The following is a 16,012-nucleotide window of genomic DNA, read 5'->3' on the forward strand; positions in this document are numbered from 1 at the left end:
CGCGCGCATACGCACACGCGGGCCTCGCCACCGTCTATTCGTCTATAACGTCTATCGACCCCTCGTTTCGCCTGGATTACCAACGAATAGGTGATAGACGCTCGATAGACGTTCAGAAGCCAGCGTCTATCACCGCCCGTCGTCGCCTCGCGCGACGACGGGCTCCTGATCCTCTTCGCCCACGCCGAGCACCCTGCGCAGGGAAGGGATCCCTCATCCTCGACGACGAGCGGGAGCGCTGCCCCGGTCGCCCCAGGAGACTTCGCGACACACTACATGTTGTGCTTGCCACCTCAGGCAGGCACAAGATATGCTTGGAGCAACAGAGACCTGAAGAACAATGCCCCCGCTTCGGCGGCGTCGGAGGAATGGAAGTGACTGCCCACCGACGTAACACGAGTCCCACACTTTTCGCACACCCCTGAACATCCTCTCAAGCGGGAGGGCGCAAGGGCAGGTCCCAGAAGCCGGCAGGCGACTGAAGCTCTCACCGTTCGGTGAGCGCTCGTCGCGCCCTTCTGCGGAGAGGCCGCCATCATGGCGGAGCGCAACAGGACCATCCTCGTCGGACGCGAGGGCGGCGACCATCTCGACCTGACCCAGGCGGTCATCTACACGGGCGTGTCCCGCGTCACTCTGATGCGCCGGATCGCGGACGGCAAGCTGCCGTCGCAGATCGTCAACGGCAAGCACCGCGTCTCCACGGGAGACCTCGACGCGCTCTTCGGCCCGGCACCCGTGCTCGCCGGCGCGCGCACGGCCGACGACGCCACGCTCCGCCTCTGGGCGAAGCGCGTGGCGGAGGCGGCTCCCCCGCTGCGGCCCGAGCAGCGCGACGTCGTGCTCTCGGCGCTCGCGGACGCCCTCGTCGTGACCGGGGGCGAGTGAGATGACCGAGACCGCCACTGCCGCTCCTCGCCCCGGAGCGTCGCCGCCAAAAGAAGAAGCCCCCGACGTGGTCGAGGGCTCCAACAAAGCGTTTGGCGGCGCTGAGATCAACGATACAGGAACCGAGGCGTTCCTGCCACCTCTCGCTGCTGTGTTCTCCTCGTCCCCGAGCAAGGGCGGCAACACGCTCAACACGATCGTCCAGGGCGGGGCTGTCGCGTACCTCTTGGAGGCCCGCGAGCGCGTCCAGGGCGGCGGCACCGTGCCCAGCCCTGCTCTCATCGAAGACGAGCTCCTCTCCCGCATCAACAAGGCTCTGAAGCTGCAGAACGCGATGAACAAGGTCGCCGTGAGCCCGAGGGCCGACGCGAACGAGAAGAACCAGCTCCCCCTGCTGAAGAGGCTGCCGCCCCACGTCATAGGCCTGGTGCTGCTCGCGCTGCACCACGTCGTTAAGATCAAGCCGTCCACGGGCGGCGAGGAGGACGCTGACCTGTTGGCGATCTACGTGGCCGAGGGCGACGACGCCGGCCTGTACTCGGGCTCCGCCTCCGCGCTGAGCCGCGCCGCCCGCCTCTACGACAGCAGCATCAGCACGCGCGAGCTGGCCGAGGTCAGGCAGTTCCTGCACGAGCAGGCGCCACGGGTGAAGCAGAGCACGGATCGTGATCTCGTGCCCGTAGCCAACGGCGTCTGGCACTATACTCGCCGCGAGCTGCTGCCGTTCTCGCCGGGCATGGTCTTCACGCAGAAGGCCGGCACGCCGCTCGACCTCTCGGCGACGAACCCCGTGATCACTCGTGCCGACGGCACGACGTGGGACGTCGAGAGCTGGACCGAGGGCCTCTTCGACGACCCCGCGCTGGTGAGCCTCATCTGGCAGGTCCGCGGCGCCCTGGTGCGCCCGAACGTGCGCTGGAACAAGTCTGCGTGGTTCTTCAGCACGAAGGGCAACAACGGCAAGGGCACCGAGTGCGAGCTGGAGCGCGCGCTCGTCGGCGAGGGCCGCTTCGCGAGCGTGCCGCTCGACGAGCTGGGCAAGGACTTCATGCTGGAGTCGCTGCTGTCCGCAACGGCGATCATCGTCGACGAGAACGACGTCGGCGTCTTCCTGGACAAGGTCGCGAACCTCAAGGCGGTCATCACGAACGACGTGCTGCACGTCAACCGCAAGGGACTGCGGGCGATCACGTTCCAGTTCCGCGGCTTCATGGTGCAGTGCCTGAACGAGTTCCCGAGGTTCAAGGACAAGTCTGATTCTCTCTACCGCCGGCAGCTGTTCGTGCCGTTCACGAAGCACTTCGAAGTAGGCGAGGACAAGAGCATCAAGGCTGATTTTGTTCAGCGCCCCGAGGTGCTGCGCTACGTGCTGAAGAAGGTCCTCGTGGACCTCCAGCCCTACTACGAGCTCGTCGCGCCCCAGGCGTCGCTGGACCTGCTGGAGCAGTCGAAGCTGCGCAACGACCCTGTGCGGGAGTTCTGGGACGAGTTCCAGGACGAGTTCGTCTGGGACCTGCTGCCCGCGAACTTCCTGTACGACCTCTTCAAGGCCTGGGTCGCAAAGGCGAACCCCTCGGGGAAGCCGATGGGCCGTCGCACGTTCCTCGACGACCTGGAACGGATCATCGAGGGCTCCGAGTCCTGGTACAAGCCCGAGGAAGCGAAGACCGCGACTGCCAAGCGCATGGCCTCGCCGGAGCCGCTCGTCGCCACGTACGCGCTTGAGGACTGGTACAACTCCAGCTACAGGGGGAAGGATCCGGCCCGGCTGGGAGTGCCGAACAACCTCCCGGCGAACTTCCGCTGGTGCCTGCGCCGCGTCGACGCGCCCGCGCTGCTGCCGCTCGACGCCCCCGAGCCCTCCGCTGCCGCTGCGGGCCTTGAGAACACCTACGAGAGGAGCTCCTGATGGACGAGCGCACTTTCTTCATGCTGGCGATCACCGTGCTGGCACTCGGGGCGCTGGGCTGCTTCGCCGCGGCGCTGCACTTCTGGGCCGCGCAGGGAGGCCACCAGAGGCTCGCTGCGCGCATGGATCGGAAGCGCCCTCGCTGAGTCCAGAGGCACGAACCGAGAAGAAGAGAAAGAGAGAAGCACCATGAGCATCGACGAGCAGAGGTCGGATCGGCCCCGCAAGAGTCTCCCGCTCCCCCGATACGCACCAGGAGATCGGGCGCCCGACGCGGCACGACCGGCGCCTGACTTGACGACAGGGTTCGAGGGCCTGGGCGACGCGCACCGCTTCCTCGCCGCGCGGCCGGGGATGGCGAGGTACTTCCTGCCCGGTGGCGCCTACTGCGACATCTCCGACGAGGAGGCAGTGCGCTCCGCCCGCGGGCTGGGCTGGGACGGCAACGCGGCATCCGTGCCGGAGGCCGTCCTGTCGGAGCACGCCGCCGCACAGGGGTGGTCCCTCGCCGAGGAGGCCTCGGTCGACGAGTGGCGGGGCAACATGCGCGTCACGCCGTACATGGAGGACGCGATCAAGGGGCTGATCCGCCGCGCTCCAGCGGTGCAGGAGCGCGAGGTGCACCGGGGCCTGCGGGCCCCGGACGGCGTAAGCGCCCGGGACTGGGCGGAGAGCGCGTTCCCCGTCGGGGGCTTCGTCCCCGTGGCCTCGGAGGACCGCCCGTTCGCGTCGTTCACGACCTCGGCCGAGGAGGCGGGCCGGTTCAGCGCCGGCACGGTCGGCCGCTCGGCCGAGGAGGGCCTCCTGCTGCGCATGCGCAGCGGAGGCGGCCTGGACGTCGGCAGCCGCAACGAGCGCGAAGTGGTGTTCGAGGCGCATTTCCGCGAGGTGCTGGCGCATGAGACGGACCCCTCGGGTCGCCTCGTCGTCGTCCTCGGCGAGGAGCGGGATCAGCCGGCCGCTGCCGGCCCGTCGACGCAGGAGCGCCTCGCAGAGCTCCAGCACCGGCACCCCGAGCTCTACGAGTCCTCTGAGCCTGCTGGGGGCTCCAGCAAGGGGGTCGGGATGGAGCTCTGAGCAGGACGCAGGACAGGCACGCACACGGAAGAGAGGCATCATCATGAGCAACATCGACTACGCGGCGCTGGACGCCGAGGACAACGAGGCGACCCCCTACGAGCACGACGACGAGCAGGAGGTCGGCCCTGTGCTTCAGGAGACTGCTGCGCCCCGGAAGCGCACGAGCAAGCGACCCCTCACCGAGGAGGAGCGTCTGGAGCGCGCCCTCGCTCAGGTCGAGACTCTGCAGGCCAGGGTGACCGCGAAGCGCGAGGAGCGTCGCTCTCGGCTCGTCGAGGACCTGTACCGCCTCCACAACATCGTGGAGAGCCCGGGAGACCTCGGCGAGGCGAAGCGCAGCACCGAGCTCCGGCGGGCGCTCGGGCTGTGAGTCTGTGCTTGCTGTGCGGCACGAGCGAAAGCAGAGACCCCCGAGGCGCCGTGCCTCGGGGGTCTCTGCTTGTCGTGCCGACCGTCGATGCGCTCAGCCGCCGCCCGGCTCGGGCTCGGCCGCGTCGTAGATCACCTGCAGCACGGAGTCGGCGAAGAGCGGCTGCGTGCCCGTGTCTGCTGCGGGGCCGCCGCTTGCCGGAGGATGGCTCTTCTGCCCGAGCGCGCTCGTCATGCGTCAGCCGAGCTCGGGCCCGAGTGCTTCAGGGCCGCGTTCGTCGTCCTGCCCGGGCCGCAGTTCCGGGAATCGGCGGTAGAACTCCTCCTGCTTGCGCGCGGCACCGAGCTCGTAGCGCCGAGCGTCAGCTCGTACTCCGCTGCTGCGAGCCCCTGGGCGGTGCGCTGGTCGAGGAGGTTGCGGAGGACGTGCGATCCGGGGTACGGGTACGGGTCGACAAATTCCTCGCTCAAGCGGCGGCCGCCTTCGCCTCGGCGATGAACTCGTCGAGCGAGAGGTCTCCCTCCACGAAGGCGCTGATCCTCCCGACTGCCTCTGGCGAGGGTTCCATGCCTTCGAGGGCCCAGCTCGCCATCGTGTCGATCGCGAGCTCGCGCCGCTGTTCCTTGGTGAGCATCTCAGGCCTGCCTTCCTCTGCTTCTATTCTATCGCGTGGGGCCTGCTGGCCTCCATGGGCACTCGTCGCCGTGGTCGACCCAGTCGCAGGAGTGCGGCGCGTCCGAGTGGTGGCAGCCGTGCTCGTGCTGGATGGCACGCGGAGGCTTCGGCCGCGATTCGAAAAGGGTGGGCCTCGTGGGCGCTACTCCCGAGGCGTGACTCCGCAATGCGCGAGGATGAGCCGGTCTGCTTCCTCGCCGGTGATCTCACCGCGGATCTTGCGGCGGACGATCTCGCGTGTGACGGGATCGGTGACGGCGTGTCCAGCAGCGCCGAGGACGCCGTCTGCTGCGGCGAGGCGGGCCTCGACTTCTGCCTCTGTCATCGGGGTCGCGGGAGCGCTGCTGCGCTCGTCGTCCTCGGCCATGGCGCGGTCTCCTCTCTTGTCGTTCTGTGCGATGCACCAGTGCCTGCACTGCGACGCCGTGCTGCGCTTGCCCGTACCAGCAAGCGCAGCACACGCCTCATGCTCCGGGGGCATTCAGCACATGGATCGTCGGCTGCGGTGCCAGGTGGCGCGCCTTCCTCTCGTGCTGCTCATCGAACGAGACGCGCACGATACCCGAAGGGTTTCCATCGGTCTCCTCCGGGAAGAAGATGTTCTCGTCCGGGACGGTGGCGAAGCGGGCCTCGAACCTGCGCCCCGTCGTGATGCCGTCGGCCCGGCGTTCGCGCAGCACTGCGTGCCTTTCGGTGTTGACTCCTGGACGCACCCCCGAGGGGTCGCCCTCCGAGCCGTGCACGAGCATCAGCGCGTTGACGGTGCGCTTGCTGCGTCCCTCGGGCCTGTGCGGATCATTGCGGGCGATCCAGCCGCTGCGGGTGCGCTTCGCGTAGCCCTGCGGGCCGGAGACCGCCCGCAGGTGCGCCAGCGCCGCATGGATGGCGTGCGACTTGTCGTAGCCGATCAGCAGGAGCTGCTTGGAGCCCCGGTCGTCCATGTAGCTGAGGTCGTAGACCGTCGCCGAGGAGACGACGGTCCAGTCGGGGGCGGCGGCTGCTTTACCGTCGCCGGTCTCGCCGATCTTGCTGCTTTCGGTCATGGTGCTCTTTCTCTCTCTGTGTTTGTCGTTGCTGTTCTTCTGGGTGCGCGCGATGCGCCCGTCACCGCCCCCTCCGCTCCCGCTGCAGGGCCGGAAGAAGCGATGAGGACCACATTGGTTATCTCGTGACGTGCCAGGAGGACCACACGGCGGCTCCGCTCCCGCTCCGCAGCCGAGGGGTCAGGACGTGGTCCTCGGGCCTTGTTCTGCGGTGGTCCTCGGTGTGGTTCTCTTGACGCGCGGTTGCGGCTGTTCCGATCGCTCTTGGGCCCGCCCCTCCCCGCTGCCGCTCCGGGCCCGCGCTGCGTGCCTCGCGCCCTTGTCGTCGTGCTCTCCCTGCTCGGGTTCTTCGGGCTGGTTTGCCCGGTAGCTGGGGCGCCTGCGCATCGCCGCTTCGCTGGTGTCGGCGCTGTTCGTGCTGGCGCTCTTGGGAGGGGGTGTCTCCTCGTGGGGTCGCACCTCCTGCGCGGGTGGTGCTGCTGGCGTGCGTTGCGTGGGTGCGCGTGCGTCTTCGCACTCTTCTCACACCCCCACCCGGCGGGGGCTATGCCCCCGCACGACGGGAGGTCCCCTCCCTCGTGCGGAGCGGTGGTCTGCGCCGTTCGGCAGGCACTGCCGAGCGACAGCAGAGCACCGCGCGAGCGTCGCGTGTGACGCGAGCCAGCGTACGTTCTGCAGCACCCGTGTCAGGGTGCTGCAGACGTGCGCTGCAGAGCGAGCGGCGGCGTGCAACGCACGGTGCGGCGAGCGTGTCATGACGAGCCGCGAGGGTCGGCATGACCACGTTGCGATGGAGGAACCGAACAGGTTCGGAGAGCGCATCGTGTGCGGGTGGTCGAGGAGGGCGGCAGCCCTCCCGCAAGCAAAGGAAGTGGATGTCGAGCGGAGCGAGACAGACACGACCGGCCTGACTGTTGAGTTCGAGCGAAGCGAAGAACGTAAACGGTCAGGTTGCTTGCCAGTACTCAGTCACCTAAAATGGAGCCCGGAGGCGCCTGCGTGCGTAGCGGCAAGGGCCCGTGGCGACAGTGCAGGTGACTGAGGACTCGGAGGGCGCAGGTGATGAGCAGAGCGAAGAACAGAGAGCGCCCGACGTCTGGCGAGGATGTCGCAGCGGCAGCGAAGGCGTCCGACCCCGCCCAGGCGGGCCCGAGCGGAGCGACTGGCACGCCAGCCGACGCGCGCAGCGCGGCGACCTCTGGGGCTCGCGAGGTCGTCGCCGTCAGGCTGTCGGCCGAGGAGCTCGCGGCCCTCGACGTGCTGCGCGAGCAGCTCGGCGGGAGCCGTTCGGATGCGCTCCGCGCAGCCGTGGGAGCGGTGCACGAGGCGCTCGCCTCGGGCTCGGTGGACAAGGTGGACGCCGTGCTGGAGAAGCGGCTCGCGCAGCGCAGGCGCGCTGCCCTGCACGAGGACCCCGAGGCGCTCGTGGTGCTCCGCGACGCCCTGCAGGACGTGTCGAAGCGCTACGCCGAGCAGGCGTTCCAGCTGCAGCGCATCGGCAACAACTGGAACCAGATCGTCAAGCTCGCGAACAGCGGCGAGGCGGTGCCCGCCGACGCCGTGCACCGCGTCGGGCGCGTGCTGGAGGAGCTCCTGCGGACGATGAAGCGCGATGCGCAGCGCGACGCCGCGCTGCAGCACCGCGCGCTGCAAGGGGTGCGCTGACATGCCCGTCATCGTGGTGTCGTCGACCGAGGTGGCAGCGCGCCTGGCGCGCTACACGGTCAAGCCCAAGCCCGGGCAGGACCCTGCCGAGCGCGTGCTGCACGTCGCAGGGAACCACTGCCGCCCGGAGACGGTGGCGGTCGACTTCGCGGTGACGCGCAGGCGCTTCGGCACGCAGGGCGCGACGCGCACCTCGCCCGCGCGCTACGCGCTGCCCGAGCCGGGCGAGATCGCGACGCACGTGCGCGTCACCAGGCCGAACGGCCGCCGCATCTGGCGCGAGGCGCGCGACGGCGAGGCTGCTACTCACGTCCGCCATCCGGGCGGGACCGTGCGCCAGGCCGAGGCGCGGCACATGATCGTGTCGTTCGGACCTGACGAGGTGAACCCCGACGATCCCGAGCAGGTGGCGTACGCCTTCGCCTTCGTCAACGACATGATGCGCACCGACTACCCGGGCGAGCAGTTCATGGCGACCGGGCAGGCCGACGGCAAGGGCAGGGCGTTCCACGTGCACGTGGTGCGGAACGCTACTTTGTACGCCGACCAGGTGGTCGACGGCAAGCTCTACAAGGCGGGCACGAAGCTCGCTGGCGACCTCACCGACGTCGAGAAGATGCGCGACCGGGCTGACAAGTTCCTGGCCGAGCACGGCGCGCAGTACGGCCTGGGGCCGCAGCGGCTCCCCTCTTCTGCCGAGCGCCGCAAGGAGAAGCGCAGCAGCCGCGACCGCCGCATGGCGAAGCAGGGCGGTAAATCTAATCACGACATCATCCGCGACGCGTTCGAGTCTGCGATGGACGACCCCCGCGCGGTGTCGCTGGCTGCGTTTATTGAAGTGATGGCCGAGCAGGATGTGCTCGTAAACGAGCGGATAACGCGCGCTGGCACGCCCCGGGAGCGCCGCGCGCTGAGCTACCGGCTGCCCGACATGAAGCAGAACGTCCGCGGCACCACGCTGGGCGACCACTACGCTCACGAGAGCGCCGTGAGGCAGCTGGCCGCCAATGCTGCGGGGATCCCGCGCGAGAGGCGGCCTGAGCGCGTCGTGGCGGGCCCTCCGCGGCCCGTGGAGGCGCCGACCCCTGCCGAGCTCGCAGCGATCCGCAGGGACGTGCTGGCGTACGCCCGCGACGAGCAGCTCGACCGCATGGAGGAGGAGTTCTCTGCTGCGCTGGCCGTGGACTACGACCTCGCTGGCGAGGCTTATGATTCCGGCGACCACGAGACGGTGCTGAGGCTCGCCGCAGAGCTGCGCAGCGACCCCGCCGGGTGGAAGGATCGCCTCGAAGACCAGGAGAAAAGGGCTGATGCGCGGCAGGCTGCGCTCGATGCTGCCGCTGATGCCCGCATCGCGGAGCGCGCTGCTCGCCGGGCAGCAGAGGACGAGGCCGCGCAGGCTGCTGCTGATGCCGAGGCCGATGCCCTTGCGGCGGCCCGTCGCGAGAGGCTCGCGCAGCTCGGAGCCGAGCAGGCCGCGCGCAGCGAGGCGGAGAAGACCCGCGTCGCGGCGGCGCTGGCGGAGCGCGAAGCGCGTCTCGCCGAGGCTGCTGCGCACGAGATTCCTCTCGTAGACGAGGAGGAAACGGGCACTGCTCAGCCCGTGGACTCCGCTCCCGCTCCGTCCACGGAAGGGCCGGAAAGCACAGACGAGGACGGCCTCGTCGACGGCCGCGGCCTGCTGGACTACTCGGTCGAGGAGATCGAGGAGATGCTGGGCTACTACGGTCCTGCCGCTCCTGCCGAGGGCGCTGCAGAGCGCACTGCGAGCCCCTCCGCTCCCGCTCCGGGGCCTGTTGCTGTGCCCGTCGCCGTGCCTGCTTCGCCTGGTATCTCAAGGAAAGAGCAGCCTGCGCGCCCCGTCACGCCCCGCGTGCAGGCGGTGCTGGACGCGCTGCCGGAGTTCGAGCGCGCGGCGCTGCTCGCCCTCGCCAACGGTCACCGCATTGACGACCGCACCGTGCCGAAGGGCATCGGCGACAAGTTCCTGCGCGAGCACGGCGACCGGCTTGATCCGCTCGTCTACGAGCAGATGGTGCTCCGCGAGGAGAAGAAGCGCGTGGCCGCGTGGATGCACGACCTGGGCCGCTACGACGAGCGCGACGAGCTGCGCGGCCAGCTGGCCCTCGGCATCTATGAGCCGGTCGAGGACGAGGGCCCTGCCTTCCTGGAGGGCCCCGACGAGGACGAGGAGCAGTACGAGTAGCGGCTCGGTCGAGCGTCGGTTGATTGCTGTGGTTTTGACCGAGGTTGGCACGAGGTGAAAACGTCTCGTGTCAAGCTCGGTGATCTGTCGGTAAAAACTCGGGCGAAGGTCGGTCGAAACTCGGTCGAAGCTCGGTGATTACTCGGTTATTTCTGCCTCGGTCATAGCTCGGTGATTCGTCGGTCAGGAGTCGGTCGACTGCCGGTCAAACCTCGGTCAAATGTGCGTCGAAGCTCCGTCAAAAATCGGTCGAAGCTCGGTGTTTTTTGCCTCGGTCGAAGCTCGGTCATTTCTCGGTCAAAAGTCCGTCGAAAATCGGTGAAAGGTCGGTCGAATCTCGGTCATTCCTCGGACACGTCAAACCTCGGTCAGAAGCCGGTCGAAGCCCCGTCAGGTGTGCGTCGAAGCTCCGTCGAGACTCGGTGCTTTCTCTGTCGATCCGGCGTCGAACCTCGGTCAAAGCTCGTGCGAAGCTCGGTCACTCCTCGGTTTCGGTGGTCCTCGGCGTGGTCCTCCGGAGTGTCATAAGCGTGGTCCTCGTCTGGTCTCGGCGAGGTGCTGTTCTGGGGTGTCGAGAGCGATCTGGTCCTCCTGTCTGCGAGCCCCTCGGGGAGAGTGGTCCTCCGAGCAGGTCGATGCTCACGGTGAAAGCGAAGACCCCGCAGCGCGATGCTGCGGGGCCAGTGCTCTGCTGGTCGTGCGTCGCGCCTGCGACGCCAGGGTCACTCGGTGCGCTCCTCGACCTTCTGCCACACGCAGGTGTAGTACACCGTGTGCAGCGGCTGCATCGGGATCACCGACGTCGCGAGGTGCTGGAGCGTCCATCCCGCGCGGAGCTGCTCGTTCAGATCCTCATTAAATTGCTGGAGGTTCACCGACTGGGTGACTGTGGTCTTGGTCGACCGGACTCGGGTCTCCGTGCGCGGCGCGGGCACGTGGGCCGGGATCTCGCGCGAGTAGGTGACGATGTAGAGGTCGTCCCTGGGCTCGATGAGCTCGACCTTCCAGCCCTCGGCGGCGCGCTCGTTGAGCAGGCTCTCGATGCGCCAGGTCTTGGGCCGGTAGCGCTCCTGCAGGTACTCCGTCTCGTTCTTCGGCATGGCTGCTGCGCGGTTCCGTCTCAGTCGGCGATCCAGGTGCCGGTGCTGTCGAGCCTGAAGTCGCGCACCTCGGCGGACAGCACCGCGAGATCGCCGTTCTTCATCACGGAGACGTTCGCGACGCTGAGCGGGTAGATGTGCTTCTCGGTCTTGAGATACGGCAGCACGACCTCGACGCCCTCCACGTCGGGGTCGAACGGCTGCGCGGCGCACCTGGTGAACTGCGTGAGCCGGGTGAAGTCCTCCGACAGCCACAGGCCCGTCTCCGAAGGGTTCTCGAAGTCCGGCTCTCCGATCTGGGGCACGAACCTGGAGTCTCCGCCTACGGCCCCGTAGAGCAGCCCAGCGGGCTCCGCCGTGGTCGCAGGCCCCGAGGAGCGGTTGGGCTCGGCGTTCAGCTTCGCAGCACGTTCGTTCATCATGCCGACGAGGTCCACGCCCGGCGCGGGCTCGAAGTCGAGCCGCGCGGCGCAACGGGAGGGGTCGTCCTCGACCACGAGGCCCGTGATCGTGACCGAGCTGAACAGCCGTTCCTCCTCGTAGCCGGGCACCGTGCTCGCGAGGTCGTCCGGGATGGTGAACGTGATCGACTGCTTCTGCGACATCGCCTCGACGCTCGTGAAGTCCCAGGTTCCCGCACCGCCGGTCTGCGCGTCGCTCGGTGCGCCGTTGTCTGGTGCAGCCCGGCTGCCGTCGCCTGGCTGCGCGCCCGAGCAGCCCGTCAGGGCGAGCAGTACGGCCGCCCCCGCAGCTGCGATCGCGATGGACTTCTTCTTGATGATGGCGCGCATGGCGTTGCCTCGTTTCCTGCTCGTGCGTATCGCCTGCAGGTCGGGCCGTTGGGGGCTGGAGTCTTCCGGTGCTGGCGAAGCGACCGGGCGGTGGCTCCCGTCTCTGCTCAACGGGCATCATTTCTGCTCGTCTATGAACAGACCCTAGCGCAATAGGAACGCTTCTGTACCTGGTACGCACGCGTTCCGGTCGAAACGCTTGATAGCTATGGGGGAATCTCTGAGACGCCGGCTCGGCGCGGGACTGCTTGCGCAGCGAAGGCACTGGGGCCTCACGCAGGAGCAGCTCGCCGAGAGGATCGGGGTCACACCTCGCTACCTGGCGGCGCTGGAGCGCGGCGAGCGGAACGTGACGCTCGACACCTTCGACGACTACGCGGGCCACCTGGGCGTAGACGCAGCGGGCCTGCTCGCGGGAGAGGTCAGGGAGGAGCTCCCTGCGGCGAGGCAGCGGCCTGCCGACGCGAACCCGAAGGGTCGGCGGAAGCCCAAGTAGTCGCAGCACTGCCGGAGCGCGGATTGTTCGCGTGCAGCGAGAGCTCGCGCGGCGGCGGCCGCAGTGCGTCGATCGCGCCTGCGGCGCGGCCCTCGGGAGGCAGGCGATCCCCACCACGGGAGGCTGCTCGGGCCGCGGGAGCGGCGGCGCATGGCGCGGCTGCAGCCCAGCCGCAGCGCACCGCGAAGACCCCCTCAGCCCTCGTGCGAGCCCGCTCTGGGAGGAGGGATCCCCGCCCAGGAGGAGCTCGGACAGGGGCTGTGACAGGCGCTTCGGGAGCCTACGAGGGCAAAACGTACCACTTAGAAATGCTTCGTGGTACGTTTTTTCGGCTTCGTGGTACGTTCTGGAGGCCTTCGTGGTACGTTTTTCCACTCTTTTTTACTGATTTATCAATAAATATAGAGAGAAACGTACCAGGAGTACCACAAAATGGTGAACCATATACACGCATACGCGCACGCACACACGCACATGTAAAGACTTCAGAAATGTTGGTACTCCTGGTACGTTTTGGATGAAACCCCTGGTCAGCGTGCAGTTTAGGGGCCGAGAACGTCGTTTTTTCGTGGAACGCTAAGTGGTACGTTTTGCTCGCGGCACCCCTCCTTGCGTGCCAGAAACGTGCTGTGACCAGGAGTTTTGCCGCTTGTTCCGCGAACGCGAAACGCACCTCGAACGAGCACCGCTTCGTGGTACGTTCCTGGTACGTTCCGGTCCCAACGGGTGCTCGCACAGGGTCGCGCCGGCAGTGGTTGTGAGCGCCGCGGACGGTGCCGCCGTGGCGCACCTGCGGCCTACCTCGACGTTGAGAGACCTCATTCAGATGCGGCGGCCGTCCAGCGAGGGCGCGGAGCACTGCGCGAGCACCTCTTCGGCGCTCATGCCACTCCCCTCCGTTCTGTTTCCCCTGCCCCCGCAGAACCGCGCACAGAGCTACGTTTCTGCTCGAATACGAGCAGAAAATGCGCCTTTCCACACTATGCCGGACGCGGCAAAACTCCAGTTCAGAGGCTAGTTATTGCGTGATATACGAGTGAATCTCTGATAGGCTTGGAGGAGGCACCCCCGGGCTTTAGGAGCTCGGATCAGGGACGACCTCCACGACACAACTCCTGACGCGACCTCATCCCATGTAGATGTCCGCTGCGCGTGCCGTATCTGATACGCGGCCCGCAGCAAGAAGCGAATAGGCGGTTGCTCTATGAGTACTTTGACCACCCGCGGCCATTCGGCCGCAAAGCAGAAGCCGGGGCGCAGGGCGCTCCGCAGGATCCTCACCGGCGTGATGGTCCTCGGCCTGGGCGGCGCAGGCCTCCCCGCCGCGGCGAACGCCGCGATCCCCGACACCAACTACCCGGGCATCTTCTCCGGCTGGGACACGGTCGGCCAGAACTACTGGAGCAACGGAGCTGTCGGACCTGACGCCCCCGCGAACGCGCCCGACGGAGGAAAGCTCCTCTCGAACACGAGCGGCACCGTCGTCGTCAGCGGCGACCTGAAGATCCCCGACGGGGCCGAGCCCGGCGACGAGATCGTCCTGAAGGCCGACACCGCGGACTACCGGGTGAAGGCGTTCAGCGGCCTGGAGATCAAGACGGCGGACGGCACGCTGGTCGCCACCGCCAAGGGAAGCAGCAGCAACGGCACCGTCACCTTCGTGCTCGCCGACAGCGTGCGGACCCTGCAGAACGTGACCGCGTCGTTCGAGTTCTCCCTGACGCCGCAGGCGACGGCCGAGAACCGCTACGGCCTGCCGGTCGACTTCGCGACCCCGAGCGGCGCCGAGCTCAGCACGGGCGACGCGTACAACGTCCTCCGCAACGCTCCGAACATGACCGGCGTGCTCGGCGGCGCGGGCATCCTCTCCCCCGACAACGAGCTGTACGTGCAGTACATTGCCCAGTACCGCGACGTCCGTGCCGGCAGCGAGGGCAAGCCCCTCGACCCCGCGAGCGTCAAGGTCGTCGTCCACCCGAAGACCCCGGGCATGACCCAGATCTGCGGGCCCGGCGCGTTCTCGATCCGCTGGCTCGACGAGAACGGCCTCGCTGTCCCGACGACCGAGGTCCGCGCGGACAGCGAGTGCCAGCCCGACGGGTCGGTCATCGCGACTCTCCCCGCCGGCACCGTGGTGCCGACCGACGGCGAGCTCATCCAGGGCGTCTCCATCCGCGTGAACTACGTGGTCGACCGCCCGAGCTTCGACTACGAGGCGGACTCCGAGATCCACGGCACCACTGTCGGCTCGCCGGTGCAGGACGGGACGCAGACGGGCGACAAGTCCGGCATCTTCAACCGAGTCGTGCGCTCCGCCGCCATCGGCGGGACCGGCGACGGCGAGATCCGCTCTGCAGCGGTGACGACCGAGAAGACCCGCGTCGGCACGGGGAAGGTGCTCGTCGGCGACACCGTCGAGTACCGGATCGCGGTGAAGAACACCGAGGAGTACCGCACCGCCTACGGCGTCGTCGTGACCGACGCGCTGCCGACCGGCCTCGGGTTCGTCTCGGCCTCCGACGGCGGGAAGCTCGCGAACGGCAAGGTGACCTGGCCCGCCCAGGACATCGCCCCGGGAGAGAGCCGCGTCGTGACCGTCAAGGCGAAGGTGCTCGACACCGTCGGCGACAGCTCGAAGAACGTCGCTGCGGTCACGGGCGAGAACATCTGCGAGACCGGCGATGCGCTCTCGAAGTGCGATGACGACGAGCTCGTCAACATCCTCAAGCCCGGAGCCGACCTCGACAAGCGCGTCGCCGATGTGGAGGACACCAACGCGAACGGCTTCGTCGGGGACGCCGGGGACACGATCCGCTACGAGTTCGAGGTGAAGAACACCGGCAACGGCCCCCTCGACTCCGCGAAGCTGGAGGACGAGCTCCTCGGGCTCGCCGACTACGAGGTGCTCGCCGACTCGCTGCCGAAGGGCGAGACCCGTCTCGCCGTCGAGCAGCAGGAGGGCGACTTCTCCTACGTCATCACCGAGGAGGACGGCCTCGCGGGCAGCGTGAAGAACGTCGCCACGCTCACCCCCGAGGACGCGCCGCCGACCACCGATGAGGTCGACGAGGACGCCTTCGCCCCGTCGTTCGAGTTCGAGAAGTCCGTGACGGGCGTCGAGGACACCAACGAGAACGGCATCGACGGCGACGCCGGCGACACGATCTCGTGGGGCTTCGAGGTCACCAACACCGGCAATTCTCCGATCGAGAGCGTGAAGCTCACCGACGAGATGCTCGGCATCGAGGGCCAGGAGTGCCTCGCGGAGGGCACCGTGCTCGCTCCCCACGCCGGCGACGGCGTTCCGGCCGACGAGAAGTCGACCGCGAGCTGCGAGGGCGAGTTCACGCACGTGATCACCGCAGCCGACGTCGAGGCAGGCAAGGTCGTGAACGTCGCGACCGCCACGAGCCCCGGCGCGGACGAGCAGGAGGACTCGACTGAGACCGACGTCCTGCCGTCCCCGAAGAAGCCGGACAACGGCGACCCGAAGGGCGCCGTCACCGGAGATCCGCTCGCATCGACCGGGGCCAAGGCCGGGCTGCTCGGCGGCATCGCCGCGCTGCTCACCGCGCTCGGCTTCGGGACCGCCGTGCTGCGCCGCAGGATGACGGCGGCCGACACCTCGGGCGACAGCACCGTCGCCTAGTTCGCGCACTGGAAGGGGCGGCCTCTAGGGCCGCCCCTTCCAGCATATCCGCCGAGCGCAGCGCGCAAAGCCACGGGCCGCCGCAGGCGGCCCCGGGAGACATGCCGACGGGCGGTCAGCGCTCGTCCCAGACACCGGGC

16 protein-coding genes are annotated in these 16,012 nt (G+C 68.1%); 9 read left to right on the top strand and 7 right to left on the bottom strand.

Annotated features, from left to right (window positions below; translation table 11 throughout):
- The first annotated feature begins 537 nt into the window (after nt 1-537).
- The 5 genes from KVY00_RS01895 to KVY00_RS01915 all read left to right on the top strand — a co-directional run bounded on the left by KVY00_RS01895 (nt 538) and on the right by KVY00_RS01915 (nt 4,247).
- Nucleotides 538-888: a helix-turn-helix domain-containing protein gene (locus KVY00_RS01895; protein ID WP_223044070.1), complete on the top strand. Its 351-nt coding sequence runs from the start codon at nt 538-540 to the stop codon at nt 886-888.
- A gap of 1 nt (nt 889) precedes the next feature.
- Entirely contained in the window at nt 890-2,797 is a 1,908-nt protein-coding gene (locus KVY00_RS01900) for a DNA primase family protein (protein WP_223044071.1), read from the top strand.
- Nucleotides 2,797-2,943, top strand: coding sequence for a hypothetical protein (locus tag KVY00_RS01905; RefSeq protein ID WP_223044072.1), 147 nt, complete (start codon nt 2,797-2,799; stop codon nt 2,941-2,943). The genes KVY00_RS01900 and KVY00_RS01905 overlap by 1 nt, the downstream gene beginning before the upstream one ends.
- A gap of 148 nt (nt 2,944-3,091) precedes the next feature.
- On the top strand, nt 3,092-3,874 hold the full coding sequence (locus tag KVY00_RS01910; protein ID WP_223044073.1) for a hypothetical protein: 783 nt from the start codon (nt 3,092-3,094) through the stop codon (nt 3,872-3,874).
- Between the two features lie 43 nt (nt 3,875-3,917).
- Nucleotides 3,918-4,247, top strand: a complete 330-nt coding sequence (locus KVY00_RS01915; RefSeq protein WP_223044074.1) for a hypothetical protein — start codon at nt 3,918-3,920, stop codon at nt 4,245-4,247.
- Between the two features lie 93 nt (nt 4,248-4,340).
- Here KVY00_RS01915 and KVY00_RS01920 read toward each other — a convergent pair whose 3' ends face one another.
- The 5 genes from KVY00_RS01920 to KVY00_RS01940 all read right to left on the bottom strand — a co-directional run bounded on the left by KVY00_RS01920 (nt 4,341) and on the right by KVY00_RS01940 (nt 5,965).
- On the bottom strand, nt 4,341-4,481 hold the full coding sequence (locus KVY00_RS01920) for a hypothetical protein (RefSeq protein WP_223044075.1): 141 nt from the start codon (nt 4,479-4,481) through the stop codon (nt 4,341-4,343).
- The gene (locus KVY00_RS01925; protein WP_223044076.1) at nt 4,478-4,717 is read right to left on the bottom strand and encodes a hypothetical protein; all 240 of its coding nucleotides are present in this window, start codon (nt 4,715-4,717) and stop codon (nt 4,478-4,480) included. The genes KVY00_RS01920 and KVY00_RS01925 overlap by 4 nt, the downstream gene beginning before the upstream one ends.
- Nucleotides 4,714-4,881, bottom strand: a complete 168-nt coding sequence (locus KVY00_RS01930; protein ID WP_223044077.1) for an antitoxin VbhA family protein — start codon at nt 4,879-4,881, stop codon at nt 4,714-4,716. The genes KVY00_RS01925 and KVY00_RS01930 overlap by 4 nt, the downstream gene beginning before the upstream one ends.
- A 183-nt stretch (nt 4,882-5,064) precedes the next feature.
- Nucleotides 5,065-5,289: an antitoxin VbhA family protein gene (locus KVY00_RS01935; protein ID WP_255572712.1), complete on the bottom strand. Its 225-nt coding sequence runs from the start codon at nt 5,287-5,289 to the stop codon at nt 5,065-5,067.
- Between the two features lie 97 nt (nt 5,290-5,386).
- On the bottom strand, nt 5,387-5,965 hold the full coding sequence (locus KVY00_RS01940) for a hypothetical protein (RefSeq protein ID WP_223044078.1): 579 nt from the start codon (nt 5,963-5,965) through the stop codon (nt 5,387-5,389).
- Between the two features lie 1,062 nt (nt 5,966-7,027).
- On the opposite strand from KVY00_RS01940, the gene KVY00_RS01945 reads away from it, so the two are divergent.
- Nucleotides 7,028-7,630 (top strand): MobC family plasmid mobilization relaxosome protein, encoded by a 603-nt coding sequence (locus KVY00_RS01945; protein WP_223044079.1) that lies wholly within the window; start codon nt 7,028-7,030, stop codon nt 7,628-7,630.
- Between the two features lies 1 nt (nt 7,631).
- Nucleotides 7,632-9,836 carry a relaxase family protein gene (locus KVY00_RS01950; protein ID WP_223044080.1) on the top strand — a complete coding sequence of 735 codons (2,205 nt, stop codon included), beginning with the start codon at nt 7,632-7,634 and terminating at the stop codon, nt 9,834-9,836.
- A gap of 722 nt (nt 9,837-10,558) precedes the next feature.
- Here KVY00_RS01950 and KVY00_RS01955 read toward each other — a convergent pair.
- Together KVY00_RS01955 and KVY00_RS01960 are read right to left on the bottom strand one after the other, a co-directional pair.
- Nucleotides 10,559-10,936, bottom strand: a complete 378-nt coding sequence (locus KVY00_RS01955; RefSeq protein ID WP_223044081.1) for a hypothetical protein — start codon at nt 10,934-10,936, stop codon at nt 10,559-10,561.
- A gap of 20 nt (nt 10,937-10,956) precedes the next feature.
- The gene (locus tag KVY00_RS01960) at nt 10,957-11,727 is read right to left on the bottom strand and encodes a hypothetical protein (protein ID WP_223044082.1); all 771 of its coding nucleotides are present in this window, start codon (nt 11,725-11,727) and stop codon (nt 10,957-10,959) included.
- A gap of 208 nt (nt 11,728-11,935) precedes the next feature.
- Between KVY00_RS01960 and KVY00_RS01965 the strand changes: the two genes are divergently transcribed.
- Both KVY00_RS01965 and KVY00_RS01970 read left to right on the top strand, forming a co-directional pair.
- Nucleotides 11,936-12,223, top strand: a complete 288-nt coding sequence (locus KVY00_RS01965; protein WP_223044083.1) for a helix-turn-helix domain-containing protein — start codon at nt 11,936-11,938, stop codon at nt 12,221-12,223.
- Between the two features lie 1,204 nt (nt 12,224-13,427).
- Nucleotides 13,428-15,872: a DUF7507 domain-containing protein gene (locus KVY00_RS01970; protein ID WP_223044084.1), complete on the top strand. Its 2,445-nt coding sequence runs from the start codon at nt 13,428-13,430 to the stop codon at nt 15,870-15,872.
- Nucleotides 15,873-16,012: the final 140 nt, after the last annotated feature.

This window comes from Leucobacter tenebrionis, assembly GCF_019884725.1.
Lineage (GTDB): Bacteria > Actinomycetota > Actinomycetes > Actinomycetales > Microbacteriaceae > Leucobacter > Leucobacter tenebrionis.

Coding starts and splice junctions, on each gene's coding strand:
- KVY00_RS01920 (WP_223044075.1), bottom strand. CDS start 4,481: ATGACGAGCGCGCTCGGGCAGAAGAGCCATCCTCCGGCAAGCGGCGGC.
- KVY00_RS01895 (WP_223044070.1), top strand. CDS start 538: ATGGCGGAGCGCAACAGGACCATCCTCGTCGGACGCGAGGGCGGCGAC.
- KVY00_RS01900 (WP_223044071.1), top strand. CDS start 890: ATGACCGAGACCGCCACTGCCGCTCCTCGCCCCGGAGCGTCGCCGCCA.
- KVY00_RS01915 (WP_223044074.1), top strand. CDS start 3,918: ATGAGCAACATCGACTACGCGGCGCTGGACGCCGAGGACAACGAGGCG.
- KVY00_RS01940 (WP_223044078.1), bottom strand. CDS start 5,965: ATGACCGAAAGCAGCAAGATCGGCGAGACCGGCGACGGTAAAGCAGCC.
- KVY00_RS01930 (WP_223044077.1), bottom strand. CDS start 4,881: ATGCTCACCAAGGAACAGCGGCGCGAGCTCGCGATCGACACGATGGCG.
- KVY00_RS01965 (WP_223044083.1), top strand. CDS start 11,936: ATGGGGGAATCTCTGAGACGCCGGCTCGGCGCGGGACTGCTTGCGCAG.
- KVY00_RS01955 (WP_223044081.1), bottom strand. CDS start 10,936: ATGCCGAAGAACGAGACGGAGTACCTGCAGGAGCGCTACCGGCCCAAG.
- KVY00_RS01905 (WP_223044072.1), top strand. CDS start 2,797: ATGGACGAGCGCACTTTCTTCATGCTGGCGATCACCGTGCTGGCACTC.
- KVY00_RS01960 (WP_223044082.1), bottom strand. CDS start 11,727: ATGCGCGCCATCATCAAGAAGAAGTCCATCGCGATCGCAGCTGCGGGG.
- KVY00_RS01935 (WP_255572712.1), bottom strand. CDS start 5,289: ATGGCCGAGGACGACGAGCGCAGCAGCGCTCCCGCGACCCCGATGACA.
- KVY00_RS01970 (WP_223044084.1), top strand. CDS start 13,428: ATGAGTACTTTGACCACCCGCGGCCATTCGGCCGCAAAGCAGAAGCCG.
- KVY00_RS01945 (WP_223044079.1), top strand. CDS start 7,028: ATGAGCAGAGCGAAGAACAGAGAGCGCCCGACGTCTGGCGAGGATGTC.
- KVY00_RS01950 (WP_223044080.1), top strand. CDS start 7,632: ATGCCCGTCATCGTGGTGTCGTCGACCGAGGTGGCAGCGCGCCTGGCG.